The sequence below is a fragment of the Candidatus Caccoplasma merdavium genome (assembly GCA_018715595.1).
GTDB lineage: Bacteria > Bacteroidota > Bacteroidia > Bacteroidales > UBA11471 > Caccoplasma > Caccoplasma merdavium.
The window spans coordinates 239,696-265,147 of record DVLI01000026.1 but is presented as its reverse complement, the minus strand read 5'-3'; the positions used below and the strand labels follow the sequence as shown (position 1 = coordinate 265,147).

The window sequence follows — 25,452 nt, the reverse complement described above, 5'->3', positions numbered from 1 at the left end:
CGTTCAGAATTTATGCGCCAGTTCAGCCGCTTGCTTGCAGCCGTCCGTCTTGTTGATGTCACCTTCGTTCAATACTTCGGTAATAAGCACTTCGCCAGCCATCTCCCATTTCAGCAGAGCGGCAGAACGTTCCAGCGGCATACGGATGCCGTCCATTACCGTCACGTCGTTTTCTTCGCAGCAGGCTATCAGTCCGCATTTCTTTCCGGCGATATCCTTTCCGCCCACCACGAATGAAAACAGGCGGTCAATCACACCCTTTATCTGTGCCGGGATGGAATACCAGTAGGTTGGCATGGTGAATACAACAGCATCGGCTTCCATAATGGCAGGTGCGATAAGGTTGAAATCGTCGTCGAACGAACAAGCCTTGCCCGTCTTGAAGCAGGTCTGGCAGGCACGGCAACCGCCTATCTTCATCAGTGCGGCATCAAATCGTCGCACCGTGTGGCCGAGTGTCTCCGCTTCCCTGATAAATGCGTCCGTCATGGCAAAGCTGTTGCCATGCTTGCGTGGACTTCCCGTAATAACTGTTATCTTCATGACGCTTCCTCCTTACTTTTGAATGGTATTCGAATTCTGATTGTACGCCTTCGCCACGCACCGCCACTCGCCGTCCATCTTCATCAGCAGCAGGTAGTCGGTGAAGTCGATACGGCCTCCCCATTTCTCTTCCAGCACGCGCACCACGGCGAGGGTCTCTTCTACGTCCACCACGTCGATGCGTGCCTTGAAGTCATCGCCTGCGCCTACGGTGTCCACATTGTGGTAGAACTGCTCGATGCTGCCGTGCTCCAGCTTCCCGTCCAAGTAGCCGAATAAGACGGCTTCGTCAATAAACAATTCGCGGGCATACTTGCTGTTGCCTTCTGCCACACTTTTCACAAACTTCATGGCAGCTTCTTCCACTGCCTTGTACTCTTCGATATTTGCTCTCATGATGCTAATGTTTAATTGATTATCTTGTTTTGATGCTGCAAAGGTAGGTGATTCCTCCAGTTTGCACAAGTACCGAAAAATTATTCATATACTGAAAAATTATTCGGTATATACCCGTTACGATATATTATCCTTACCTTTGCAGGCGTAACATTCAATAAAGATAAAACCATGTACGAAAGAAAGATACCCGTAGATTTGGGCTGTCCCTTGCGGCTGACCATGAGCCTGATTGATTCCAAGTGGAAGTCATGCATCTTGGACGAACTGCGCCACCGTGCCCTGCGTCCCAGTGAATTGCACAAGATATTTCCCGAAGCCACGCCTCGTGTGCTCGACTTGCAACTGAAGGAACTGGTAGAGGACGGGCTCGTATCGAAGACCATCTACCCTGAACTGCCTCCTCGTTCGGAGTATGCTATCACTCCGTTGGGGATGACGCTTATTCCCATCATCGATGCTATGATTGCATGGGGAGAGAAGAATACAGAATTATTTGAAAAGAAATATGGGAAACGGTAATAGAATTTGGTTGCTTTTCCGTATCTTTGCGCTAAGACAAGAGTTGTTTGACAGAAATTTACCGCATATTGCAGAATTTGTGACTGTTTCCAAGTCATTACCTCACCCTTTGAGAAAAGCTCATAAATAGCTTATTTCTAATCCATTCCTATTTTGATATCGAATTCTGTGACAAAAACAGCCCTTCGGTGCGGGATTGCCCGTTCCACGTTATACCGTTGGATAAATCGCGAGAAAGAACAAGGTAAGTCAAAATTGTCCGATAAGTCTAAACGCCCATCAAGACTCGCAAATATGAAGGTAACGCCTGGAATTGAAACCATTATTCTTAATCTGCGTGAGACGAGAAAATGGGGAGCGCAACGGATTGCCAACTATCTGCTTAGGAAGAGAATAAAACTCTCAGCCATGACCGTGTGGCGTGTGTTAAAAAGGCATCAGGTTAAAGCTGTTGTGAAACGGCGTAAAAAGTCAGACTATATCAGATATAGTAAAGAAATTCCTGGGGAAAGGATCCAGCTGGATGTAATGAAAGTACGAAATGGAGCATATCAGTTCACGGCCATAGATGATTGTACCCGTTTGAGGACCATTCGTGTATATCCCAATAAAAAAGCGGAAAGTACAATTCATTTTTTAGGAGAGATACTGAACACCTTTCCTTTTCCCGTTCAGCGGATACAGACTGATTGGGGAACAGAATTCTTCAATTATGATTTCCAATATGAACTGCATGACCATTTTATCAAGTTCAGACCTATCAAACCAAGGACTCCACATTTGAATGGCAAAGTTGAAAGGTCTCAGCAGACCGATAAGACAGAGTTTTGGAATCTTATAGATTTGTCGGATAAGACACTTGATTTGAATGCGATGGCTATGGAATGGCAGGAGTTCTACAATAAGAAACGACCACATTCCTCGCTGAACGGCAAGACTCCGATGCAAAAACTCAAGTCTGTTGAGCACCTTATTCCAATCCAGCCCGATGTGAGTGAAAAATTCTTGGAGTCAAACGAAGAAATCCTGCCATGTAATTACGAATATCTTAAATTCATAAAACATAGAAATAAGAAAGCTGTTGTTCAATAAACTGTGGAGAATTACAAATATATCACTGACTGTTAACACTTTTAAGCTCATCGGTCGGGGAACGGCCAGCGCCAAGGGGCGGGACCACCCGTCCCGACGAGCGTAAAAATACGGCAAGCTAATGTGGCGAATCTGTTGTTATAGCACATATAAACAATACCAACGGAAAAATAGCAAGTTTGTGTTTGGGGCAGACCAAAACCGCTTGCTATCCTCAGTTGGTTGAAACGTCACTTTATTTGTGCCCGAATCCTGCTCAAACTCGCTTGTGTGATACCCAAATAAGTGGCGATGCTTCCCAACGGCAATCGCTGTAACAAATCAGGTTCTTTCTCCAACAACTCCTTATAACGTTCAGAGGCGATGGCGGACAACATGGAAATCAACCGTTCCTCGGTGGCAAGCAACTCCATCTCCGCATAACGCCGCCCCCAATTGGCGATGTGTAAATCTTCCGAAAACAACTCTTTCAGTTCTTTCCTTTCCAATACATATAATATCGAGTCTTCCATCAGCTCCATTGTTTCATATCCCGGCTCGTCATTCACATAGCCTTTCATGGAAACAAGGGTCGCTCCTTCCTTGCCAAACCAAAAGGTAATTTCCTTCCCGTCCACCGAGGTATAGGCGCGGACAATGCCTTCCTTGATGAAAAAGATGTTCTTCTCCACCTTGCCGCTTTCCAGCACGCGGAATCCTTTGGGATACGAAACTTCCGTCAAACATTGCCGCAACTTGTCCAAAGACGTGTCCGGCATAGCATATCTTTGATTGATGATTTCCTTTATATCCATAGCGCATTGTTGTATTCGGTGTGCAAAATTATAAAATAGCACATAGAAACGAGAATGAACGGTTGCTTTTTGTCAAATGCAAAATCGGTTTTTGCCAAATGTAAAAAGCTGTTAGGGATTACTTGCTTACTTTTGCGCCCGAATTTAATAAATCATAGGTATGAATTGGATAATCTTATTGTTGGCAGGATTGTTTGAAGTAAGCCTTACATTCTGCTTGGGGAAAACGAGGGCGGCATCGGGTATTGGATTCTATCTGTGGGGAAGCGGGTTCCTTGCTTCCACCATACTGAGCATGGCTTTGCTTGCCAAGGCGGTGCAGACGTTGCCTTTGGGTACGGCATACGCCATCTGGACAGGCATCGGGGCGGTCGGCACGGTCTTGATAGGAATATTCGTTTTCAAGGAACCTGCCACTCCCATCCGGCTTTTCTTCCTGTTCACGCTCATTGCTTCCTTGATAGGATTGAAAGTCGTGTCATACTGAAAGGAGGCGACCGATGAAGTATGAATTGAGGGAGAACCAAGGCATTCCGGCACCTCTGCTGGCTCTGATGGCGGTCGCTACCGGACTTTCCGTCGCCAACTGCTACTACAACCAGCCTTTGTTGGGCAGCATGGCAAAAGACTTCGCGGTAAACGACTTTTCTGCCAGCATGGTAGCGACATTGACCCAGATAGGCTATGTGACCGGACTTGTATTTGTCATCCCGCTTGGTGATCTGGTTTCACGAAAGAAGCTGATATTGACCAATTATATCGTTTCTGCGTGCGCCTTGCTTGCCATATCCCTTGCCCCGAACATCTATTGGGTGTGGGGCGCATCCTTGCTTGCCGGCGCATCTTCGGTCATGCCGCAGTTCTTCATCCCGTTGGTGTCTTACCATTCAGCACCTGCACACAAGGTGCGCAATGTGGGCATTATACAATCCTGCTTGCTCATAGGCATTCTCGGCTCGCGGGTGTTCAGTGGCTTTCTGGCTGATGTGTGGGGATGGCGTTCCGTCTATTTCGTGGCTTGCGTGTTTATGCTCGGATGTTTTCTGATGATTTACAAGATGCTGCCCGTGCTGTCTGCCCGCTCTCAAGAAAGTTATGCAGGGCTGATGAAATCCTTGTTGCGTCTGCTCTCCCAATACCCGTACTTGCGTATCGCGTCGCTGAGGGCGGCATTGGCTTATGGCTCGTTCTTTGCGTTGTGGAGTTGCCTTGCTTTCCGGATGAAGCAAGAGCCATTCTTTGCGGATGACGATATTATCGGGGCACTCGGTTTGTGCGGATTGGCAGGTGCGTCTACGGTTGTATTCATTAGCGGCTATATCCAGAAGTACGGCGTAAGGTTCTTCTCCATTGTCGGGGGATGTGTTATCTTGGCTGCATGGTTGTTGGCATTTTTTGGAAATGACAGCTACTTGTGGATGATAGTTGCCATCCTGTTGATTGATGCCGGTATGCAATGCATCCATTTGTCAAATCAGACCAGCGTAGTCGCCCTTGACGCATCTGCCATCAATCGTGTCAATACCGTTTATATGACCATTTACTTCTTGGGCGGTTCTGCTGGTACGTTCGTTTCAGGTCTGTTTTGGCAACATTACGGATGGGCAGGCGTGGTAGGAGTAGGAGTTGCCTTTACCGTGGCTTCCTTGTTCGTTAATTGCTTCCAACCAAGACTGCATAAGGATGAATGCTCAATATTCTGACTAAAATAATTTTTGGAATGATCCTTTCAGTCTGAATATTTTTCATACCTTTGTACCGTAAGAGTTTCCCAAACAAGCAAAGCGATGCAGACCACGGCAATTAGAACGGTTGCCAACTCATTACCTGAAAACGAAGTAATTCTTCTAACTCTCTTGATTTCAAAGAGGTATATTCCTTATGCAGATTTTCTCAAACATTCTGTAAGATAACAAGCAGCGATAAGTGATAGTAATAGAGCGGGGCATGAATCCTTTTATGTGATTCATGCCCCGAATGTATGTGGTAAGTTGTGGATCGGTTATTGGTGGAGGGTTTCCAGGAATTCGATTTCGACGATGCGGAGCGAATTGTTTTTTCCTTTTTTCTCCTTGATGATGTCCAGTTCTCCGGCTTGTGCCTCGGCAACCTCGACAATCTGCCCGAATGCGTCGGCATCATGGGTGGCACCTTTCAGGCGGAGGGTGATTTTGTCCGACCGTATCGGCTTGTCGATGGTGAGGTGCACATATCCCAGGCTCTTGGGCGTGTTTCCGCTCCACACCAGACTGTCGCCGGCATATACCTCGATGGGATAGGAGCGCTGACGCCACCCGGCGAGTTTGATGCAGATGTCGTCGATCTCGGCACGACGTTCGAGCTTGTAGGTAATCCATGCGGTACTGAGACGTCCGTCGTTGCTCCACTCGCTGCGTTCGTTGTCGTCGTAGCTCAGGTGCGCTTTGTCGGTATTGGAGCCGGCCATGACCTTTTCTACCTTGACATCGACTTTGGTGTCGACATACGACGGCGTGGCGGGTGTCTCGCCGCGGTCGAGGCGGGAGGGGAGGTCCTCGGCCGGGAAGAAGGAGCTCAGTCCGTCGGTAACCTTCACGGGGAGGGTGGCGAAGGTGATGGTGGCAGCGGGTAATCCATCGGCCGTGGCGGTCAGCTTCACATGGCCGGCCTGACGGGTAGAGCGTATCATGACGCGGTTAACGCCGCATTCGACAGGCAGTGTCGTGGCCAAGGCGTAGTTGTCGGCGCCTTGGGCTATGCCGCCTCGCCATTCGGCGGGGCCTTCAAGGGCGAAGGTTATCATGCGGTTGTCCAGCGGACAACGGTTGCCCGCTTTGTCGACCACTTCTATCTCGACCAGGGCAACGTCGGCACCATCGGCAAATGTGCCTTTCGGACCTTGCATCAGGGTGAGCCGCAGGGCCGACGGTTCTCCGGCAGTGCGGCACACATCACGGCTCACAATGCGTCCGTTCTCGTCGTAGGCGACAGCCTCGACCGTTCCGGCTTCCCAAGCTATCGAGTCGAAGGTGTGCAGGAAGCGGTATTCTTGTCGACCGAATCCTTGCGATTGCCCGTTGACGAGCAATTCTACCTTATGACCCGTGGAGACAACATATACGGGTTTCTTTACACCGGGAGCGTAGTTCCAATGGCCGATGATGTGGGTGCGGGAGGTTTCGATATCGACCCAGCCGTCCCACATGACCTGATGGGCATAGAAGCCGTCCTTGGGTATGCGCATGGCATCGACCACGCCGCTGCGGCGGTAGTTCTCGGCACCCCGGCAGTGGGTCTGCGTGTCGGAGAAGATGATTTTTACGCCGCCCGAGTTGACCCGGCGTCCGGTGCCGGGACGTTCGCGCCACATATCGTACCAACGGCGCACAAACTCCACGGCCAGCATATCCTGGTTCTGGTTGTAGGCCGAGGCGTCTTGCCCTTTGTAGAGCGGCCCGTCGCCTTGTTTGTGATAGGGATAGCTGAATTCGTCCCAGTACTTGCGCAGCCCCTCGTCGCGGCAATATTCGGTCTGTATCATGGGGTGGTGTTCGCTCTTGTTGATGTAGAGCATCTCACCGCCGTATTCGGCTTCGCGCACGTCGAGCATCTCGCGCGAACCGATGGCCCGTCCGCCATGCGGGTCATACTGGTCGCGAATGGCAATCATTTCGAGCATGTGTTCACGGCTGATGGCCTTGTTGCCGCATTCGTAGAAGATGACACTCGGGTTGTTGCGGTTGTAGATGATGGCGTCGCGCATCACCTCCTTGCGCTGTTCCCAGCGGCGGCCGTCGACATCTTTTTCGGCATCACCGGCCGGGAACATTTGCATGAGACCTACTCGGTCGCATGACTCGACATCTTGTTTCCAGGGGGCGATGTGCATCCATCGTACGAGGTTGGCGTTGCCCTCGACCATGAGCCCGTTGGAGTAGTCGCTCAGCCATGGCGGGACCGACATGCCCACACCGGGCCATTCGTTGCTGGTGCGCTGGGCATAGCCCTTGAACTGGATTACCCGGTCGTTGAGCCATACCTTGCCGTTGCCGAAACGGGTCTTGCGGAATCCGGTCGTTGTCATCACTTCATCGACCACTTCCCCGTCGACCAGCAGTCGGGTGGCGACCCGGTAGAGGTAACCGTATCCCCAGCTCCACAGGTGTATGTCGTCGAGTGTGGCCGAGGCCGTGAGGGTGATGGTCTCCTTGGGTTTTACGGTCTGCGGCTTGCCGGTGAACGCACTTACCTCTTTCCCCTCGATGTCGTATATCTTCACTTCATAACCGACATTCATCGTGCGGTTGTGTTCGTTGCGTATCTGTGACTCGGCGTGCAGGGTGGCCCGGCGGCTTTTGACCTGAATGTCGGTGGCATAGATATATACGCCGGTCGTGCCGAGGTGACTGTATAGGGGGAGTGTCTGGTAGAGTTTGTCGGTGATATGCAGCCACACGTTTTTGGGAATACCACCGTAGTTGGCGTTGAAGTTTTGGTCGTTCCACTGGAAGGTACTGCCCGTCGAACGCTCTTTGTAGCGCCAGTCGTTGTCGACCCGCATGGCGATGACGTTGTCGCCCCTGTAATTGATATATGGGGTGAGGTCGAAGCCTACGGCGGTAATGCCGTTTTCGTGCAGACCGAGATGTTGTCCGTTGAGATAGAAGTCGGCGCCTTGACGTACCCCTTCGAACTCGATGAATACTTTTTTACCTTTGGCCGATGAGGGCAGTTTGAAATGTTTGCGGTACCATACGACGGTATCGGTGAGCTCCTTGATGGGTACTTTGAAGGCTTCGTCTTCGTTGAAGGCCCGGGGTAGAGATATGGCTTCCCACCCTTTATCGGAGAGTTTGGGTTTTTCGCCGCCCGGCATGTCGCCGACGTGCAGGAGCCATTGCAGGTTGAAGTTGTATTTTTCTCGTATGCCGCCCTCGGCTGGTGAGGAGAGCATCAGACATAGTGCGAAGAGGAGTGAGGTGATGAGAGGTGTACGCTTCATGTTTTAGAGGAGTTTGTTTTGTAGTTCATCTTTCACGACTGCCATCATGCCGTCGACTTGTGCCAAGGCCATCATGCGCCCGTGGAAAGAGTAGCCGGGGTTGTAACCCATCGACTCGTCGCCCAGCATGGTGCGTCCGTGGTCGACACGCATGGGCAGTCGGGGATTTTCTTTCTCGAAAATGCGGATAAGGTCGATGAGGTGGCCGCGGCCCGATAGGTGCGGGCTCTCGATAAAGTTGCCGCCGGGCAGTGCCTCGGTGCTGCGCAGGTGCACGAAATGGGTGCGCCCGGCAAACTGTCGGGCCAGTTCTCGTGTGTCGTTCTGCTCGCCGGCACTCAGCGAGCCGGCACAGAAGGTGAGCCCGTTGTGGCGGTTGTCGACCGCATTCAGAATCCATGCGATGTCGTCGGCGTCGGTTACGATGCGGGGGAGCCCCAGCACCTGGAATGGCGGGTCGTCGGGGTGTATGCACATGTTGATGCCGAACGTCTCGCACACGGGCATGATGGCCGAGAGGAAATACCGCAAGTTCTCCCGCAGCGCATCTCGGTCGATGCCCTGGTAAAGCGACAGCAGGCGTCGGAACAGTTCTACCGGATTTTTATCGCCCTCCTTGATGTTGCCGTTGACAAAACCTTGGGTCTTGACGATGATGGTGTCGATAAGTTCGTCTTTCTCTTTCTCGGTAATAGTCTTGTCGAGAGCGTGTACGTCGGCCAGCGTCTCTTCGGAATAATCATTCTCGGCCTGAGGGCGTTTGAGAATGTGTATGTCGAAATAGGCAAAGCGCACCCGGTCGAAGTAAAGCGACGTCGTACCGTCGGCACAGGGGTGATGCAGGTCGGTGCGTATCCAGTCGATAACCGGCATGAAGTTGTAGCAGACGGTCTTTATGCCGCACCGACCCAAATGGGAGAGACTTGTGATGTAATTTTCGATGAGGCGGTCACGCTCGGTGCCACCATACTTGATGGCTTCGCACACGGGGAGACTCTCGACGACCGACCATCGGAGACCGTGCGATTCGATAAAAGTCTTTGTCGTTTCTATTTTTTCGATGCTCCATACTTCACCGTTGGGCACATCGTGCAGGGCGGTAACAATACCTTCCACGCCGATTTGCCGCAGCATGTCGAGCGTGATGGGATCGTTGGGACCGAACCATCTCCATGTCTTCTCCATGACAGATAATTTTATAAGATTACGACAAAGATAGCACGAGGGGAAGTGTGGAAGAAAATATTTTCGGTATTTTTTATCGTTACGAAAACGGGTGATAAATTTTTCAAAGAATGAGAAGACTTTTGCGTGCAGATTGTAGAAAATCGAATAACATCGGTTGTATGCTTATTGGAAATGCAATAGTTTATATACAACAATAAATAAATGTATTATTTTGTGTGTATAAATATTCTGAAATTTATTTATGCTTGTTTGTTATATTTAAAACGGTATACAACAGTGGTGGTAGATCTTCAAATATGGGGAGAGTGTCCTTAAAGTACGGGTTGGCGACGCATGAGGAGATGGCGCTACAACTTTGCCTTACAGATGGTGTATTGTATGAGGAATGGCTGAATGAGGCAGCTTTTCTCCGGAGGTCTTTTGTAACTTTGCATAAAATTGGTAAGGATTCTTCCCTGATTTTTTTAATACGAAAACGGATATATGCTCTTCGGGTAAAAATGTGTACCTTTGCCGTGTTTTGAAACGACCGTGTGTTACGGTATATAATGAAGGTACACGATTATGATTTCAATAGAAGGTTTGACCGTGGAGTTTGGGGGCTTTACCTTGCTCGATAAGATAACGTATGTCATCAACAAGCGCGACCGCATTGCGCTGGTGGGAAAAAATGGCGCGGGCAAGTCGACCATGCTCAAAATTATCGCCGGCTTGCAACAGCCTACCTCGGGGGTGGTGAATAGGCCGAAGGACATAACCATCGGTTATTTGCCGCAACAGATGCAACTCTCCGACAGCCGGACGGTTACCGAGGAGGCCGCACTGGCGTTCTCGCACATTCAGGAGATGCAGGAACGTCTCGACCAGATGAATGCCGAACTGGCCGAGCGAACTGATTACGAGAGTGATGCCTATCAGGAATTGATAGATCGCATTTCACAGGTGAGCGAGCAGTTGGCCTTGTCGGGCTCGGGCAATTACTTGGCCGAGATAGAGAAGACGCTGTTGGGACTGGGATTCCTGCGTTCTGATTTCGACCGGCCCACATCGGAGTTTAGCGGTGGTTGGCGCATGCGCATCGAGTTGGCCAAGCTGCTGTTGCAGCGCCCCGACGTATTGCTGCTCGACGAGCCGACCAACCACCTTGACATCGAGTCGATTCAGTGGCTCGAAACATTCCTGGCTACCCGAGCCAATGCCGTGGTGCTGGTGTCGCACGACCGGGCTTTTATCGATAATGTGACCAATCGCACGATAGAAATTTCGCTCGGCCACATTTATGATTACCGGGTCAATTATTCCAAATATGTGCAGTTGCGGGCCGAACGGCTCGAACAGCAGCAGCGGGCTTATGAAAACCAGCAGAAGCAGATACAGGACACGGAGGCTTTTATCGAACGTTTCCGCTACAAAGCCACCAAGTCGGTGCAGGTGCAGTCGCGTATCAAACAACTCGAAAAGATAGAACGCATCGAAGTCGACGAGGTCGACAATTCACGGCTGCGGTTGCGTTTCCCGCCGGTACCCCGTTCGGGCGATTATCCGGTCATTGCCAAAGATTTGGGTAAAAGCTATGGCGACCATGTCGTTTTTGCACATGCCGATTTTACGATTAAGCGGGGCGAGAAGGTGGCCTTCGTGGGTAAAAACGGCGAAGGAAAATCGACCCTTGTGAAGTGTATCATGGGGGAAATTCCCTATGATGGTGAACTGAAAATCGGGCATAACGTGAAAATCGGATACTTCGCGCAAAATCAAGCGCAGTTGCTCGATGAGTCGGTTACCGTTTTCGACACGATAGACCGTGTGGCGGTGGGAGATATCCGCACCAAGATACGCGACATACTGGGGGCGTTCATGTTTGGCGGAGAGGCATCGGACAAGAAAGTGAAGGTCTTGTCGGGCGGAGAGAAGACCCGGCTGGCAATGATACGCCTCTTGCTCGAACCGGTGAACCTGCTGATTCTCGATGAGCCTACCAACCACCTCGATATGCGCACCAAAGATGTCTTGAAGCAGGCATTGAAGGAGTTCGACGGCACATTGATTGTCGTGTCGCACGACCGGGAATTCCTCGACGGGTTGGTTTCGAAGGTATATGAATTTGGCCAGCAGAGGGTGCGGGAGCACCTCGGCGGCATATACGACTTCTTGGCAACCAAGAAAATGTCGTCGCTGAAAGAGCTTGAAGTGAAAGTGACGCCCGCAGAGAAACCGCAAAACCAAGAGGTGAAAAATGCCCCCTCAGTGACCGAGAACAAAGTGGCGTTCGAGGCTCGTAAGGAAGCGCAGAGGAAGGTGAAACGGCAGGAGCGCGCCGTTGCCGATACCGAGCAGCGGCTGGCCAAACTCGAAACGGAGATTGCGGAGATAGAGGCTCGGCTGGCCACTCCCGAAGGCATGGCCGATATTGACCTCTGCATGAAGCATGGCGCCTTGAAAAAAGATGCCGATGCGCTTACCGAGTTGTGGCTCGAACAGACCGAGACCCTCGAACAGATGCGAAAAGAGACCCTGTGAAAAATGATATAAAAACCAATACCGTGTTATGAAAAAGACTATGATGTTGTCATTTATGGCGGCGTTGACGCTGGCAGCCTGCTCCGAACGACAGGCTGGCGAGAATCCGTTGCCGCAATCCAATTTTGACCTGAGTGTTGCTCCCGGGACCGATTTTTATCAGTACGCCTGCGGTGGCTGGATGGCCAATAACCCGTTGAAACCCGAATATAGCCGCTATGGCTCATTCGACCGCTTGGCCGAGTTGTGTGAAGAACAGATGCACGATTTGGTGACAGAACTGGTATCTGAAAATCAGCAACCCGGTAGTGTCGCCGCCAAAGTGAAAGAGCTCTATACACTTGGCCTCGACAGTGCCCGCCTCAATGCCGAGGGTATGGCACCGATTGCTGCCGATATGGATGCCATCAACGGAATTTCCAACCCTGCCGAGGCTGCTGCACTTATGGGGCGTTTGCAGGCCGAGGGGCTTGCTCCGTTTTTTTATCTCTATGTGGGGCCCGACAGCAAAAACAGTGAAGTAAACCTGTTGAGTATAAGTCAGGGCGGGATAGCCTTGGGCGACCGGGATTACTATCTGGAATCGGACAGTACCAATGCAGCATTGCGTGAGGCTTATCAGAAATATATCGGGCAACTGTTCCGCTTGGCCGGATACGACGATGCGTCGGCCCAAAAGGCCGTAGAGTCGGTGATGAAGATTGAAACCGAACTGGCGCGTCTTTCATACGGCCGGATAGAGTTGCGCGACCCCATGAAGAATTACAACAAAATGGCTTATGCCGACTTTGTGAAACGGGAAGCCGGCTTCGATTGGGAGGCGTTCTTTTCAGAACTGGGCGTAGACAGCCTGAGCTACCTTGATGTATCCCAGTTGCCTTTCTTCGATGGCTTCAACCGTCTCTATCCGCAACTCTCGTTGCCGGAGATAAAAGATTATCTGACCTTTAATCTGCTCAACAATGCGGCATCGTACCTGAGCGATGATTTCTATGCAACCAGATTTGATTTCTACGGGAAAACCCTTTCGGGACAACAAGAACCGCGTGCCCGCTGGAAACGTTCGCTGTCGACGACCGATGCCGTGCTGAGTGAGGCTTTGGGTGAGATATATGTGGAACGATATTTCCCCCAGACCTCGAAAGATCGCATGTTGAAACTTGTTGCCAATCTGCAAGAGGCATTGGGGCAACATATCGCGCAACTCGAATGGATGAGTGATGAGACAAAAGCCCGGGCTCTTGAAAAATTGGCTGCCGTTACCGTAAAAATCGGTTATCCCGATAAGTGGCGCGATTACTCGGCCCTTGAAATTTCGACCGAGAAGAGTTATTGGGAAAATCTCAAAAACGCTTCGATGTTTGAGACGGCATATATGCTCGACAAGATAGGGAAGGAGGTCGACAAGTCGTTATGGTATATGAGCCCCCAGACGGTGAATGCTTACTACAATCCGACCACCAACGAAATCTGTTTCCCGGCCGGTATCTTACAGCCTCCTTTCTTTTATGCTGAGGCCGATGATGCCATCAATTACGGAGCCATTGGCGTTGTCATCGGGCACGAAATGACGCACGGTTTCGACGACATGGGACGGCAATTCGACAAGGAGGGGAACCTCAACGACTGGTGGACACCCGAAGATACCCGTCAGTTCAATCTGCGCGCCGATAGACTGGTCGAACAGTATGACCAGATTGTGGTCATCGACACGGTTCATGCCAACGGACGATTCACTCTGGGTGAAAATATTGCCGACCAAGGAGGCTTGCGGATTGCTTACACCGCCTTTAAGAATGCCACGGAAGGTGCTGAACAAACGCCGATAGACGGCTTTACACCCGACCAGCGATTCTATCTTGCCTATGCCAATTTGTGGGCATCGAATATTCGCGACGAAGAGATTCTGCGGCGCACCAAGACCGACCCCCATTCGTTGGGCAAGTGGCGCGTGAATGCCGCACTTCGCAACCTCGAAACTTTTTACCAAGCTTTTGGTATCACCGCGGAGCAGCCCATGTATATGGCTCCCGAGGAGAGAGTCGTGATTTGGTAATGGAGTCCTTTCTCACAAAAATGAGAGCCACGATTTTCGTGGCTCTCATTTTTGTATGATGTCCTTGCGGTTTCCTTAGACCTTTGAATATTTCATCGAACGGTATCCGTATGCGGCGACAACGATGAAACAGATAAGCGGTAGGACAAATGAAATGTTTTCGGCCGGATAATTGAGAACAGTTTTCATATCGATGATACGAGCTTGCACCATGGGCAACAGCGAACCTCCGAGAATCGACATGATAAGTCCGGCCGCACCGAATTTTGCATCGTCGCCAAGTCCTTCCAATGCAATGCCGTAAATGGTGGGGAACATGAGCGACATGCATATCGAGACACCGACCAGGCAATAAAGGCCGTATATGTTTTGCAAAAGAATGACTCCGCAAGTGAGTATCATGGCCGCTCCTGCCAAAATCGAGAGCAAGCGTCCCGGATTGAGGTATTTGAGCATGTAGGTGCAGATAAAACGGCTGCAACAGAAACATATCATGGCAATGATATTGTATTTTTGAGAAAGTACCTCAGCCGCTATCTCTTCCATGCCTTCGGCCATGAAAAGACGGGTGCCATACTGAATGATGAATGTCCAACACATGATTTGTGCGCCGACATAGAAGAATTGGGCAATCACCCCTTCTCGATAGCGGGGAATGGAAAAGATGCGCCGTATCGATACCATGAAATGCACATCATGCGACTGGTCTTGGTTCTTGGGCATTCGGGAAAAGAATATGATAAAGAAAATGACCAAGACGACAATTCCGATAAAGAGATAGGGGGCAACCAAAATGGAAAGGTCGCTGTCTCGGACGGCGGCAAACTCGGCATCGTTGAGTTGTGCCCGGTCGGCCGTATCCATCGGGTTGAGTTGTGCTTGAATGAAACTCATGGCGACAAACATACCCAACAACGAACCCATGGGGTTGAACGACTGTGCCAAATTGAGGCGCCTTGTGGCCGTTGCTTCACTGCCCATCGAGAGAATATAGGGATTGGCGCTGGTTTCCAAAAACGAGAGTCCGCAAGTGAGAATGAAATAGGCTATCAAGAAAGGATAGTATTCGCCGCTCCATTTGGCCGGGAGGAAGAGAAAGGCACCGATGGCATATAAGGCCAATCCCATGAGGATACCGGCTTTGTAGGTGTACTTGCGAATGAATATGGCGGCCGGGAATGCCATGGCGAAATATCCGCCATAGAAGGCCACTTGCACCAGAGCTCCGTCGGTCACGCTCATGCGGAAAATCTTGGAGAAAGCTTTCACCATGGGATTGGTGATGTCATTGGCAAATCCCCATAGTGCAAAACAGAAAGTTATCAGAATAAAAGGCAGTACATAACTCACGCCTTTGTCGTGCAAAATCGGTTGGTCGTTTTTTTTCATGGTTTCAGAGCATTTTTATGATATTTAGTAAAGATGGAACATACGCTCCATGAGTTGCCATTTCTCGGCCGACGATGCCCCTTCGGCTGCCTGTTGGAACATCGACATGTAGTCTTCCCACTCCTGTTGGCGAGGAAGCGTACTGAGGCGTTCCATTGCCGTCGTCCAGTCAAAATCGAGTGGCGTTTCCACAATCATAAACAGGCGGCTTCCCACAATGTAGATTTCCATTTCGAGGATACCGACTTCTTTGATACCTGCCAATATCTCGGGCCAGGCGTTTTCTTTTTGGTGACGTTTGCGATATTCTGCTATCAATTCGGGATTCTCTTTCAGATTGAGAGTTTGGCAATAGCGTTTGACCGGTTGGCCATACGATTTGACCCTATATCCCGATAGGGGTGTTTCCATGCGTATGTGATTTTAAGGCGTAAAAAAGATTGTTAAGGCCTAATAGCCTTAACAATCAAAAGGTTTATTAAAGAACTTTGCGATAAAGGTCGAGAATGATGTCGCGGGTTACTTCGCGCGGATTGCCCGGGGTGCAGACGTCGGCGATAGCCGAGTCGGCCAATTTGGGCAGGTCGCTTTCCTTGATACCGAGTTCGCTCAGATGTTGAGGTATGCCTACTCTTATCGACAATGACTTCACTGCATCTACGGCTGCTTGTGCGGCCTCTTCTTTGCTCATGCCGTCTTTGTAAACGTTCATGGCTTTGGCAATGGTTACATATTTGTCGAGAGCCGCAGGTGCGTTGAATTCCATGATGGTGGGCAACAGCAATGCGTTGGCTACACCGTGAGGAATGTCGAAGATGGCGCCCAGCGGGTGAGCCATACCGTGAACGACACCCAAACCGACGTTGGAGAAAGCCATACCGGCGATATATTGGGCTACGGCCATACCGTTGCGGGCTTCTGCGTTTTGGGGTTCATTGACGGCGGTTTCGAGGTAACGGTTGATCATTTCGATGGCCTTGATTTCGAACATGTCGCTCATTTCCCAAGCTCCTTTGGTAATCAATCCTTCGATAGCATGGGTGAGGGCGTCGAGACCGGTAGCGGCGGTGAGTCCTTTGGGTAAGGTATACATCAACTCTGCATCGATGATGGCGATGGCGGGAATGTCGTTCGGGTCGACGCATACCATCTTTTTCTCGTTTTTCTCATCTGTGATGACGTAGTTGATGGTCACCTCTGCTGCGGTACCTGCCGTGGTGGGGAGGGCGATGATGGGCACCGATTTCTTTTTGGTATCAGCTACGCCTTCGAGCGATACGACATCGCTGAACTCGGGATTGTTGGTGATGATACCGATGGCTTTGGACGTGTCGATGGAAGAGCCGCCACCGATGGCCAGGATAAAGTCGGCTCCTGACTCGGCAAACGCTTTCACACCGGCGTTTACATTGGCGACCGTAGGATTGGGTTTGATGTCGCTGAATATTTCATAGGGGATACCGGCCTCTTTCAAGACGGAGAGCACTTTATCGGCGACTCCAAATTTGATGAGGTCTTTGTCGGTGGCTACAAAAGCTTTGTGCAGGCCGAGACGTTTGATTTCTTTGGGCAGAACTTCACGAGCACCAGGTCCGAAGTATGAAACTTCGTTGAGAACAAATCTGTTGATCATAGTTATTTTGAATTGGTTTTTGGGTTACTATTTGTATATGGGACCGTAAGCCGCGCAGGCACGGTAGTCGGCACCTTCCTTGTCCATGCCGAAGGCGTTCCAGGCAGCGGGACGGAATATTTTTTCTTCATCGACGTTGTGCATGCACACGGGTATGCGGAGCATCGATGCCAAAGTGATGAGGTCGGCTCCGATGTGTCCATAGGAGATGGCTCCGTGGTTGGCGCCCCAGTTGTTCATGACCGAATATACGTCTTTGAACGCAGGTTTGTCGCACAGACGGGGGGCAAACCAAGTGGTAGGCCATGTGGGGTCGGTGCGCATGTTGATAGTCTTGAAGATTTCGGGATCGACATCGACCGTCCAACCTTCGGCTATCTGTAATACGGGGCCGAGACCTTTGACGAGATTCAGTCGCGACATGGTTACCGGCATACCGCCTTTCGACAAGAAATGAGAAGAGAAGCCTCCACCGCGGAAATAGTCTCTGTCGGCAGGCATCCAACTGGTGTTTTTCAGACAAGCCTCGGCATCCTTGTCGGTCATTTCCCAGCAAGGTTTCATGCAAGGCTCACCGGCTGCATTGATGCTTGCTCCGGTGGCGTCGAGTGTCGTTGCGCCCGAGTTGATGAGGTGTATGATTCCGTTTGCTGCCAAGCCTGTGAGTTCTTTTCCTGTGACACGTTTCACGGCTTCGGGACTCCAATAGGTACGCACGTCGGAGAACATCTGTCCGCAGCCCGTCAGGAGTTTGCCAAACAACATGGCAATGCCGTTGCAGGCATCATTTTCAGTGGCCAGGACATAAGATTCTCGAATGCCGTTCCAGTCGAATGTACTGCATAGGAGCGCTTCGCTGAAATCGCCATTGGGTTTCCAGTCGGTCCATTGACGCTGACCTTGGAACCCGGCAGCAATGGCGTGGTGGCCGATGGCCTCTTCTTTGAAGCCCATTTCCTGCAATCGGGGATTTCCGAGCATCAGGTCGCGGATAATGAGGGTCATTTTCACCACAAAATCCCAGTCGGCATCTTTGCCTGCGCGGTCTTTTTGTTTCTCGGGGCGGTTCTTGTCCCAGCCTTCATTGACTTTGCAATATTTTTCGGTCCAAGCCATTGCTTTTTCATACTCGTCCTTGTCATAGATACCTTCGTCCATGCGACGGAGTATTTCTACTTCATCGATGCTTTCGTTGCGCATGCCGAGGTATTCCTGGAAAAAGTTTTGGTCGACGATACTTCCTGCGATACCCATGCACTGGCTACCGATGGAGAGATAGCTTCCGCCGCGCATTTGAGCTACGGCAACGGCGGCACGAGCCCAGCGGAGGATTTTTTCGGCGACATCTTCGGGTATGGAGTTGTCGTCGAGGTCTTGCACATCATGCCCGTAGATTCCAAAGGCGGGCAGTCCTTTTTGGGCATGAGCGGCCAATACGGCGGCCAAATATACGGCACCGGGGCGTTCTGTCCCGTTAAATCCCCATACGGCTTTCGGCCAGTGGGGGTGCATGTCCATGGTCTCGGAACCGTAACACCAGCAAGAGGTGACGGTGATGGTGGCTCCTACACCTTCGCGTTCGAATTTTTCCTGGCAGGCTGCTGTTTCTCCAACACGACCTATGGTGCCATCGGCAATTACACATTGAACCGGTGTACCATCGCTGTACTTTACATGACTTGAAATGAGGTTTGCTACGGCTTTGGCCAAACTCATTGTTTTTTCTTCGAGGCTTTCTCTTACACCGCCTTGCCGCCCGTCGATAACTGGACGGATACCGATTTTGGGGTAATTTTTCATATGGGTTTTCAGATTTAAAAGGTCTAATATCGGGGTTTTTATTTTCCCCCAAACAAAGAAAGGGAAATTTCTCAATAAATCCAAATGATGTGATGGCTTTATCTTTTCTTTATCAGGTATATTTTTCTTGTTTGATAAAAATTAACAGAAACGGCCGGCAATCTGCATTACCGACCGTTTGTCAAAATATTGAACAGGTTAGAGTTTATATCCCCAGTCTTTCAACGCAAAGTCCCAATTCTCTTCGACGATGCGTACGGTTTCGGGGTCGTAGTTGTATTTGTTTTTCTTGTACCCTTTCTTCCCGTTGATATAGGCTTCGATTTGCGGACGTGCCTCTTCGAATCCCGGCAAGGAAAGTGTTTCGTAGATTTTACGGGTCATTTCGAGAGCGTCCGATTCGAAATCTTCAAACTTTATCTCTATGAGGTTCCCTTCGGGTATGAGTTTTTTGTCTTCCAGATAGCGAGCATAGAGGTCGGTATATACCTTGATGATGTTTTCGACGATTTTTTCTTTGGAGATGTCTTGCAGTTTCAGCGGTTGAATGGTGTTTGTGAAGAAACTCCGCGTCGATTCGAATACCGTATATGGGTTGCGCATCAGGTAGATGAACTTGGCGTCGGGAAACATTTCGAGCAGGGCTTTGACCCGTCCTGTGTGAGGCGGGTTCTTGGAGAGGAAGCGTTGCCCGTGGGTGTTCCAAAGCGAGATTTTGATGAGCCGCTCGAAGGTTTGTTTGAATGCCTCGATTTCTTCTTTTGAAGCCTCCTCGAAGAGAAGGTATTTTTTGCTGTATTCTTGGGTGTACTTTGGATAGAACCAGAAATTGTAGAAGGTGTATGGGGTCATATTTACGAGCGCGAACTCCTCTTCTTGCGGTTGGTCGGCTTTGAGCTCCATATTGTCGGTAGGCCGTTTCTTGGGAATGGCCATGGCCGCCATTTTCTTGAATAGCGGTTGCCCGAAGAGCATCATGTGCGGGAACACCGTTTGGTAGGTGGTGTTGTATCCAAATTGCTTGTCTTGCGAGAGGACGTTGTGCACGAAAGTCGTTCCGCTGCGCCAATGCCCGAGGATAAATACCGGAGCATTCTCGATGGGCTTTTCGGCCAACCACTTTTCATAACGACGGTTCTCGATGCCGTTTGTCAGGCTCAACAGGCGGCAGATGGCTTTGGTGAGACGATATTTGGTTTTGTAGCCTTTATCGACTTGTCGTCCGGCGGTTACCTGATGGAACGTTTCCCAATCGGCTCCTATCAGGGTGTTGACGGGTAACTTTTGGAAGTTGAATCCCATAGTCAGAGTTTTAAATTGATGATGTCTTCAATTGAGGCAGCCAAGTGCTGTTGGCACACGGTGCAGTAGTCTTTGTTCTTGTCGACGGGTTGTGTCGAGTTCTCGTCGACGGCAATGGTGAATGCGTTGTCAACTTTGATTTCGCCATAGAGGTCGATGCAAATCGTGATGATGCCTTTGCGCGTGAGTTCGGTGGCTATGGCGGCAAACGTCTCGATTTGAGATTTGCTTTCAATGCCCAAGGTCTGTGCGTCGAGTACGATGGCAAGATGTCCCGTGTCGAAGAGACGACGTTCGAGCAGATAGGCGCATTCGCGTTGCAGCGGCAGGTTGTTGCCGGCAATGAGGAACAGTTTTCCTTCTTGACCAATCAGCTTTTCCCGTTCACTCTCAGACACGAGGGAAATGCCGTCACGGGTCTTTCTGCGGTCTTCTTCGGTGATGGCCGAAGAGAGGTCGGCGCTGTTCACTTCGTCGATAATCATACCTACGGCACTCGTGTTGTTGGTAATCGGATCGATGAGAATAAACGAGCCGCAACTTTTGTTCTGTTTGTATGAGTCGAAGAAGATGGGTTTGTTTGTGACGAATACGGCGCGAGCTATTTCGTTCAGATTCATTGTCTCGGCCATGGATTGTTCCATGGTATTGACATCGACTTTGTATTTGATTTGGTCGATGTGTACCCGAGTCGTGTTGGTCGTTTGTTTGATGAAGTATTGTTGGTCGCGCTGCATGGGTTTTTCGTCCATCCACACGAGCATGGCTTCGAAATTCCGACTGATATGGGGTAGATTGTCGGGGTGGACGAGCATTTCACCTCGTGAGAGGTCGATTTCGTCTTCGAGGGTGATGGTGACCGATTGGGGCGGGAATGCCATGTCGAGCTCCCCGTCGTAGGTGACAATCGATTTTACGCGCGACTTTTTTCCCGACGGGATAGCCATGACCTCGTCGCCTTTGTGCACGACACCCGATGCGATACGACCCGAGAATCCCCGGAAATCGAGATTGGGACGCAACACATATTGTATGGGGTAACGAAAATCTTTCAGGTTATGGTCGTTGGCAATGTGTACGGTTTCGAGAAAATCGAGTAGGGAGGTTCCTTCGTACCACGGCATTTTCTCTGATTTCTCGACCACATTGTCACCATGGAGGGCCGAGAGAGGAATGCAGGTTATGTCGGGGATTTGCAGCGGAGCTACGAATTTCTTGTATTCGTCGACAATTTTATCGAAGGTGGACTGGTTGTAATCAACAAGGTCCATTTTATTGACAGCCAGTACGATATGTTTGATTCCCAGCAGAGAGACCAAGTAGGTGTGCCGACGGGTTTGGGTGATGACACCGGTGCGGGCATCGACCAGAATGATGGCCAGGTTGGCTGTCGAACCGCCGGTAATCATGTTCCGGGTATACTGTTCGTGCCCCGGAGTGTCGGCGATGATGAATTTCCGTTTGTTGGTGGAGAAGTAACGGTAGGCGACATCGATGGTAATGCCTTGTTCGCGTTCGGCCTTCAAGCCATCGAGCAGGAGGGCATAGTCGATGTTCTCTCCGGCATTGCCAACGCGTTTGCTATCGCGTTTGAGAGCGTCGAGTTGGTCTTCATAGAGTTTCTTGCTGTCGAAAAGCAGTCGGCCTATCAAGGTCGATTTACCGTCATCGACCGAGCCTGCGGTCAGCAGTCGCAACTGGTCTTTTTTCTCGTCTTGGTCGAGAAATTCTTTAATGTCCAGTTTATTTTCGTTTATATCGTTCATGTTGTTTTGTGGCTTAGAAGTATCCTTCACGTTTTTTCTGTTCCATACTGGCTTCCTGGTCGAAGTCGATGACGCGCGTAGTGCGTTCGCTTTTGGTGGTGGTCATCATCTCTTCGACGATTTTTTCTATCGTGTCGGCCTCGGATTCGATGGCTCCGGTCAGGGGGTAACAACCGAGGGTGCGGAAGCGAACTTTCATCATCTTGGCTTGTTTCCGGTAGACTTCGGGCATACGGTCGTCGTCGACCATGATGAGATTGCCGTCGATGTTGACGATGGGCCGTTCTTTGGCAAAATAGAGGGGGACGATGGGGATATTTTCGAGACGAATATATTGCCAAATGTCCAATTCGGTCCAGTTGGAAAGCGGGAACACGCGTATCGACTCACCCTTGTGCACCCGGGTGTTGTAGATGTCCCACAACTCGGGACGCTGGTTTTTGGGATCCCATTGGTGGAAGCGGTCGCGGAATGAGAAAATGCGTTCTTTGGCACGAGACTTCTCTTCGTCGCGACGGGCACCGCCGAATGCGGCGTCGAATTTATATTTGTCGAGGGCATGGAGCAGGGCTTGCGTCTTCATCAAGTCGGTATGCACCTTGCTGCCATGGGTGTAGGGACCCACACCGGCCTCGTATGCTTCTTTGTTGTACTCTACAATCAGATTCCAATCGTGTTCCTTGGCATATTTGTCTCGGAACTCAATCATCTCTTTGAATTTCCATTTTGAGTCGATGTGCATCAAAGGAAACGGCACTTTTCCGGGAGCAAAGGCTTTTTCGGCAAGTCTTACCATGACCGACGAGTCTTTGCCGATGGAGTATAACATGACCGGATTTTCAAATTCGGCAGCCACTTCTCGTATGATATGAATCGATTCCGATTCCAACTCTTTCAAGTGGCTCAGTTTGTATTCTGACATGATGTTTCGTTTTTTTCGGATATTCTCGTTGTTTGGAGCCGCAAATGTAACCAATTTATTTTTAAGGAGGGAAATACTACATGGGCTTTATTTGGGGCATGATGATTTTTTTGAGCAAATTTATGCTTTCTTCGAGTGTGTGTGCCGATGTGTCGATGGTGACGGCCGGGTTGCTCGGTGCTTCAAATGGTGCCGAGATACCCGTGAAATTTTTTATCTCACCTTGTCGGGCTTTCTTGTAGAGCCCTTTGACATCTCTTTCTTCGCAGACTTCGAGCGGTGTGCTTACATAGATTTCGAGAAAATCATCGGAACCGATGATGTTGGCGGCCATTTGCCTGATTTCTTCGGTTGGACTGATAAAAGCCGCTATCGTTACGATACCGCAGTCGACGAAGAGTTTGGCCACTTCGGCAATGCGGCGTATGTTTTCGATGCGGTCGGCTTCGGAAAATCCTAAATTGTTGTTGATGCCTGTGCGAATGTTGTCTCCGTCGAGGATACGGCACAAGATGCCGTTGTTGTATAATTCTCGTTCGAGAGCGACGGCCAAGGTGCTTTTACCGGAGCCGGACAGCCCGGTGAACCACAGCATGACACCTCTTTGTCCTAACAATTTTTCTCGGTCGCTACGTTGCAGCATGCGGTCGAATATGGGATATATGTGTTTTTCCATTGTTGTTATACGATTTTATTCTACGATAAACCAAGGGTTGTGAAGATCTGCTTTATTGTATCGAAGCGGTGTCGACCTGTCGGTGTGGAGAATTTCTTTCCCGATGGCACGGGCTATGGCATGGCCGGCTGCCGTGTCCCATTCCATGGTCGGGGCAAAACGGGGATATATATCGGCCGCTCCTTCACACACGAGGCATATTTTTAGCGAGCTTCCTATCGAGACGGTTTCGAGTTCGGGGTGGGCTTTGCGCAGGTCGTTGATGAAAGTCTCGGTTTCGGGCGAGAGATGAGAGCGCGAAGCCACAACCGTGAACGGCCGTCTGGTATCGGTGGAGAGTGGCAATGCACACGATGCGGCGATAATATCAGACAAGGTGCTGTCTTCGGAAAGGCGGGTTATATCATCGGCGCGGAAGGCTCCCATGCCTACGCATCCGAAGTAGAGACGCTCTTTGACGGGGACATAGATAACGCCGAGCATAGGGATTCCCTTCTCGACCAATGCTATGTTTACAGTAAATTCCCCGTTTCGTTTGATGAATTCTTTGGTCCCGTCGAGGGGGTCGACAATCCATAACTTCTCCCAATTTTTCCTTTCGTCAAAAGGTAATGCTTTTTTCTCCTCAGTGAGAATGGGATAGGGGGTTGTTTCGAGCATCTGTCCGATAGTGGCGTCCGATGCTTTGTCTGCAATCGTCAAAGGTGAGTGGTCGGCTTTGTATTCGATACCGAAATCGCTTTCGGACTTGTTGTAGATGCGGCGAATATCGTCTCCGGCCTTTAATGAGGCGTGTATAGCCAGTAATAACAAATTTTCAGCTGTCATGTCAATGGACAAAATGCGTCATACAATTTTGCAAATATACGAATTATTTATAGACCGAGGGACATTTCTGCATGAAGAGAGTAATTTTTTTCATTAAAAGCCTTGCAGGGTATCGAGCAAACATGTAAATTTGCTTCCAAACAAAAAATGTCCTTTCGGATTTAATGTATAATGCAAACAATCCCTTCTTTAAAGAGAAGGTAAAGGGTGTATTGTGAATTGTAGGTTTATATTTTTAATCTCAATAATTTTATTCATGTCATCGTGTACCATGCGTGATAAAAGTCATACCTATGTGTCGATAAAGACCGATATGGGAGAAATCGTTGTGAAATTATATAACGATACGCCTCAACATAGGGATAACTTTGTGAAGTTGGTGAATAGTGGATATTATGACGGTCTGTTGTTTCACAGAGTAATAAAAGACTTTATGATACAAGGTGGAGACCCCGATTCCCGACAGGCAAAACCTCGACAGGCGTTGGGCTCTGGCGGGCCGGGCTACACGATTCCGGCAGAGTTCGTCTCTGCTCATTTCCATAAAAAAGGAGCTTTGGCCGCAGCCCGGCAAGGCGACCATGTAAATCCCGAAAAAAAATCGTCAGGTTCGCAATTTTATATTGTCACGGGTGCAGTTTTCTCCGAAGGTCAACTTGCATCGATGGAGCAGCAACTGACTCGACGGAAGGAAGAATCGGTATTCCAGTCGCTGGTCGCTGCACATCGGGAAGAGATTATGCAGTATCGCCGTTCGAAAAATCAGCCGGCACTGGTTGAACTTCAAGAAAAGCTTCTGGCCGAGTTGAAAGACATTATGCGGAACGAGGGTGGCTTCCATTTCTCCCAGGAGCAGAAAACGGCCTATACGACTGTCGGGGGCGCACCGCATCTCGACGGAGATTATACCGTATTCGGGGAGGTGGTTGAAGGGCTCGATGTCTTAGATCTTATAGAGGCGGTACCGACTCAAGACGGAGATAGACCCGAGCATGACATAAAAATGAGCATGAAAGTGCTGGATTGAAAATAAGTGATAGAGGT

At 50.0% G+C, this 25,452-nt stretch carries 20 protein-coding genes and 1 pseudogene; 7 read left to right on the top strand and 14 right to left on the bottom strand.

Annotation, left to right across the window (positions count from 1 at the left end; all coding sequences use genetic code 11):
* Positions 1–3 precede the first annotated feature (3 nt).
* Positions 4–543 (bottom strand): flavodoxin family protein, encoded by a 540-nt coding sequence (locus IAD09_09670; GenBank protein ID HIT82489.1) that lies wholly within the window; start codon positions 541–543, stop codon positions 4–6.
* Between the two features lie 12 nt (positions 544–555).
* On the bottom strand, positions 556–939 hold the full coding sequence (locus IAD09_09665) for a nuclear transport factor 2 family protein (GenBank protein HIT82488.1): 384 nt from the start codon (positions 937–939) through the stop codon (positions 556–558).
* 171 nt (positions 940–1,110) lie between these two features.
* Here IAD09_09665 and IAD09_09660 point away from each other — a divergent pair, with 171 nt between their 5' ends.
* The gene (locus tag IAD09_09660) at positions 1,111–1,461 is read left to right on the top strand and encodes a helix-turn-helix transcriptional regulator (protein ID HIT82487.1); all 351 of its coding nucleotides are present in this window, start codon (positions 1,111–1,113) and stop codon (positions 1,459–1,461) included.
* Positions 1,462–1,626: 165 nt separating this feature from the next.
* Positions 1,627–2,553 (top strand): annotated as a pseudogene (locus tag IAD09_09655) (IS481 family transposase).
* A gap of 230 nt (positions 2,554–2,783) precedes the next feature.
* On the opposite strand, the gene IAD09_09650 reads toward IAD09_09655, so the two are convergent.
* On the bottom strand, positions 2,784–3,347 hold the full coding sequence (locus tag IAD09_09650; protein ID HIT82486.1) for a Crp/Fnr family transcriptional regulator: 564 nt from the start codon (positions 3,345–3,347) through the stop codon (positions 2,784–2,786).
* Positions 3,348–3,507: 160 nt separating this feature from the next.
* Between IAD09_09650 and IAD09_09645 the strand changes: the two genes are divergently transcribed.
* A complete protein-coding gene (locus IAD09_09645; protein ID HIT82485.1) occupies positions 3,508–3,834 on the top strand; it encodes a multidrug efflux SMR transporter in 327 nt (108 codons plus the stop codon).
* A gap of 13 nt (positions 3,835–3,847) precedes the next feature.
* Positions 3,848–5,050, top strand: coding sequence for an MFS transporter (locus IAD09_09640; GenBank protein HIT82484.1), 1,203 nt, complete (start codon positions 3,848–3,850; stop codon positions 5,048–5,050).
* 299 nt (positions 5,051–5,349) lie between these two features.
* Here the strand turns inward: IAD09_09640 and IAD09_09635 are convergent, their stop codons facing one another.
* Positions 5,350–8,328 (bottom strand): DUF4982 domain-containing protein, encoded by a 2,979-nt coding sequence (locus tag IAD09_09635; GenBank protein ID HIT82483.1) that lies wholly within the window; start codon positions 8,326–8,328, stop codon positions 5,350–5,352.
* A gap of 3 nt (positions 8,329–8,331) precedes the next feature.
* On the bottom strand, positions 8,332–9,513 hold the full coding sequence (gene uxuA / locus IAD09_09630; GenBank protein ID HIT82482.1) for a mannonate dehydratase: 1,182 nt from the start codon (positions 9,511–9,513) through the stop codon (positions 8,332–8,334).
* A gap of 567 nt (positions 9,514–10,080) precedes the next feature.
* On the opposite strand from uxuA, the gene IAD09_09625 reads away from it, so the two are divergent.
* Positions 10,081–12,036, top strand: coding sequence for an ABC-F family ATP-binding cassette domain-containing protein (locus tag IAD09_09625; protein HIT82481.1), 1,956 nt, complete (start codon positions 10,081–10,083; stop codon positions 12,034–12,036).
* A 28-nt stretch (positions 12,037–12,064) separates the two neighbouring features.
* Entirely contained in the window at positions 12,065–14,092 is a 2,028-nt protein-coding gene (locus IAD09_09620; GenBank protein ID HIT82480.1) for a M13 family metallopeptidase, read from the top strand.
* A 75-nt stretch (positions 14,093–14,167) separates the two neighbouring features.
* On the opposite strand, the gene fucP is transcribed toward IAD09_09620, so the two are convergent.
* The 9 genes from fucP to cysQ all read right to left on the bottom strand — a co-directional run bounded on the left by fucP (position 14,168) and on the right by cysQ (position 24,408).
* On the bottom strand, positions 14,168–15,481 hold the full coding sequence (fucP, locus tag IAD09_09615; protein HIT82479.1) for an L-fucose:H+ symporter permease: 1,314 nt from the start codon (positions 15,479–15,481) through the stop codon (positions 14,168–14,170).
* A 24-nt stretch (positions 15,482–15,505) separates the two neighbouring features.
* Positions 15,506–15,892, bottom strand: coding sequence for an L-rhamnose mutarotase (locus IAD09_09610; protein ID HIT82478.1), 387 nt, complete (start codon positions 15,890–15,892; stop codon positions 15,506–15,508).
* A 67-nt stretch (positions 15,893–15,959) separates the two neighbouring features.
* Positions 15,960–17,114, bottom strand: a complete 1,155-nt coding sequence (gene fucO / locus IAD09_09605; protein ID HIT82477.1) for a lactaldehyde reductase — start codon at positions 17,112–17,114, stop codon at positions 15,960–15,962.
* Between the two features lie 27 nt (positions 17,115–17,141).
* A complete protein-coding gene (gene fucI, locus IAD09_09600; GenBank protein ID HIT82476.1) occupies positions 17,142–18,914 on the bottom strand; it encodes an L-fucose isomerase in 1,773 nt (590 codons plus the stop codon).
* Positions 18,915–19,112: 198 nt separating this feature from the next.
* Complete coding sequence (locus IAD09_09595) at positions 19,113–20,216, bottom strand: sulfotransferase (GenBank protein HIT82475.1); 1,104 nt, start codon at positions 20,214–20,216, stop codon at positions 19,113–19,115.
* Positions 20,217–20,218: 2 nt separating this feature from the next.
* Positions 20,219–21,982, bottom strand: a complete 1,764-nt coding sequence (gene cysN, locus IAD09_09590; protein ID HIT82474.1) for a sulfate adenylyltransferase subunit CysN — start codon at positions 21,980–21,982, stop codon at positions 20,219–20,221.
* A 13-nt stretch (positions 21,983–21,995) separates the two neighbouring features.
* A complete protein-coding gene (gene cysD / locus IAD09_09585; protein ID HIT82473.1) occupies positions 21,996–22,907 on the bottom strand; it encodes a sulfate adenylyltransferase subunit CysD in 912 nt (303 codons plus the stop codon).
* A gap of 73 nt (positions 22,908–22,980) precedes the next feature.
* Positions 22,981–23,580 (bottom strand): adenylyl-sulfate kinase, encoded by a 600-nt coding sequence (gene cysC, locus IAD09_09580; GenBank protein ID HIT82472.1) that lies wholly within the window; start codon positions 23,578–23,580, stop codon positions 22,981–22,983.
* 15 nt (positions 23,581–23,595) lie between these two features.
* Positions 23,596–24,408 (bottom strand): 3'(2'),5'-bisphosphate nucleotidase CysQ, encoded by an 813-nt coding sequence (gene cysQ / locus IAD09_09575; GenBank protein HIT82471.1) that lies wholly within the window; start codon positions 24,406–24,408, stop codon positions 23,596–23,598.
* Between the two features lie 256 nt (positions 24,409–24,664).
* Between cysQ and IAD09_09570 the strand changes: the two genes are divergently transcribed.
* Positions 24,665–25,435: a peptidylprolyl isomerase gene (locus IAD09_09570; GenBank protein ID HIT82470.1), complete on the top strand. Its 771-nt coding sequence runs from the start codon at positions 24,665–24,667 to the stop codon at positions 25,433–25,435.
* Positions 25,436–25,452 lie beyond the last annotated feature (17 nt).

Excerpts from the sequence above, each read along its gene's own strand:
- IAD09_09670 (HIT82489.1), bottom strand. The coding sequence starts at position 543 with ATGAAGATAACAGTTATTACGGGAAGTCCACGCAAGCATGGCAACAGC.
- IAD09_09665 (HIT82488.1), bottom strand. The coding sequence starts at position 939 with ATGAGAGCAAATATCGAAGAGTACAAGGCAGTGGAAGAAGCTGCCATG.
- IAD09_09660 (HIT82487.1), top strand. The coding sequence starts at position 1,111 with ATGTACGAAAGAAAGATACCCGTAGATTTGGGCTGTCCCTTGCGGCTG.
- IAD09_09650 (HIT82486.1), bottom strand. The coding sequence starts at position 3,347 with ATGGATATAAAGGAAATCATCAATCAAAGATATGCTATGCCGGACACG.
- IAD09_09645 (HIT82485.1), top strand. The coding sequence starts at position 3,508 with ATGAATTGGATAATCTTATTGTTGGCAGGATTGTTTGAAGTAAGCCTT.
- IAD09_09640 (HIT82484.1), top strand. The coding sequence starts at position 3,848 with ATGAAGTATGAATTGAGGGAGAACCAAGGCATTCCGGCACCTCTGCTG.
- IAD09_09635 (HIT82483.1), bottom strand. The coding sequence starts at position 8,328 with ATGAAGCGTACACCTCTCATCACCTCACTCCTCTTCGCACTATGTCTG.
- uxuA (HIT82482.1), bottom strand. The coding sequence starts at position 9,513 with ATGGAGAAGACATGGAGATGGTTCGGTCCCAACGATCCCATCACGCTC.
- IAD09_09625 (HIT82481.1), top strand. The coding sequence starts at position 10,081 with ATGATTTCAATAGAAGGTTTGACCGTGGAGTTTGGGGGCTTTACCTTG.
- IAD09_09620 (HIT82480.1), top strand. The coding sequence starts at position 12,065 with ATGAAAAAGACTATGATGTTGTCATTTATGGCGGCGTTGACGCTGGCA.
- fucP (HIT82479.1), bottom strand. The coding sequence starts at position 15,481 with ATGAAAAAAAACGACCAACCGATTTTGCACGACAAAGGCGTGAGTTAT.
- IAD09_09610 (HIT82478.1), bottom strand. The coding sequence starts at position 15,892 with ATGGAAACACCCCTATCGGGATATAGGGTCAAATCGTATGGCCAACCG.
- fucO (HIT82477.1), bottom strand. The coding sequence starts at position 17,114 with ATGATCAACAGATTTGTTCTCAACGAAGTTTCATACTTCGGACCTGGT.
- fucI (HIT82476.1), bottom strand. The coding sequence starts at position 18,914 with ATGAAAAATTACCCCAAAATCGGTATCCGTCCAGTTATCGACGGGCGG.
- IAD09_09595 (HIT82475.1), bottom strand. The coding sequence starts at position 20,216 with ATGGGATTCAACTTCCAAAAGTTACCCGTCAACACCCTGATAGGAGCC.
- cysN (HIT82474.1), bottom strand. The coding sequence starts at position 21,982 with ATGAACGATATAAACGAAAATAAACTGGACATTAAAGAATTTCTCGAC.
- cysC (HIT82472.1), bottom strand. The coding sequence starts at position 23,580 with ATGGAAAAACACATATATCCCATATTCGACCGCATGCTGCAACGTAGC.
- cysQ (HIT82471.1), bottom strand. The coding sequence starts at position 24,408 with ATGACAGCTGAAAATTTGTTATTACTGGCTATACACGCCTCATTAAAG.
- IAD09_09570 (HIT82470.1), top strand. The coding sequence starts at position 24,665 with ATGTCATCGTGTACCATGCGTGATAAAAGTCATACCTATGTGTCGATA.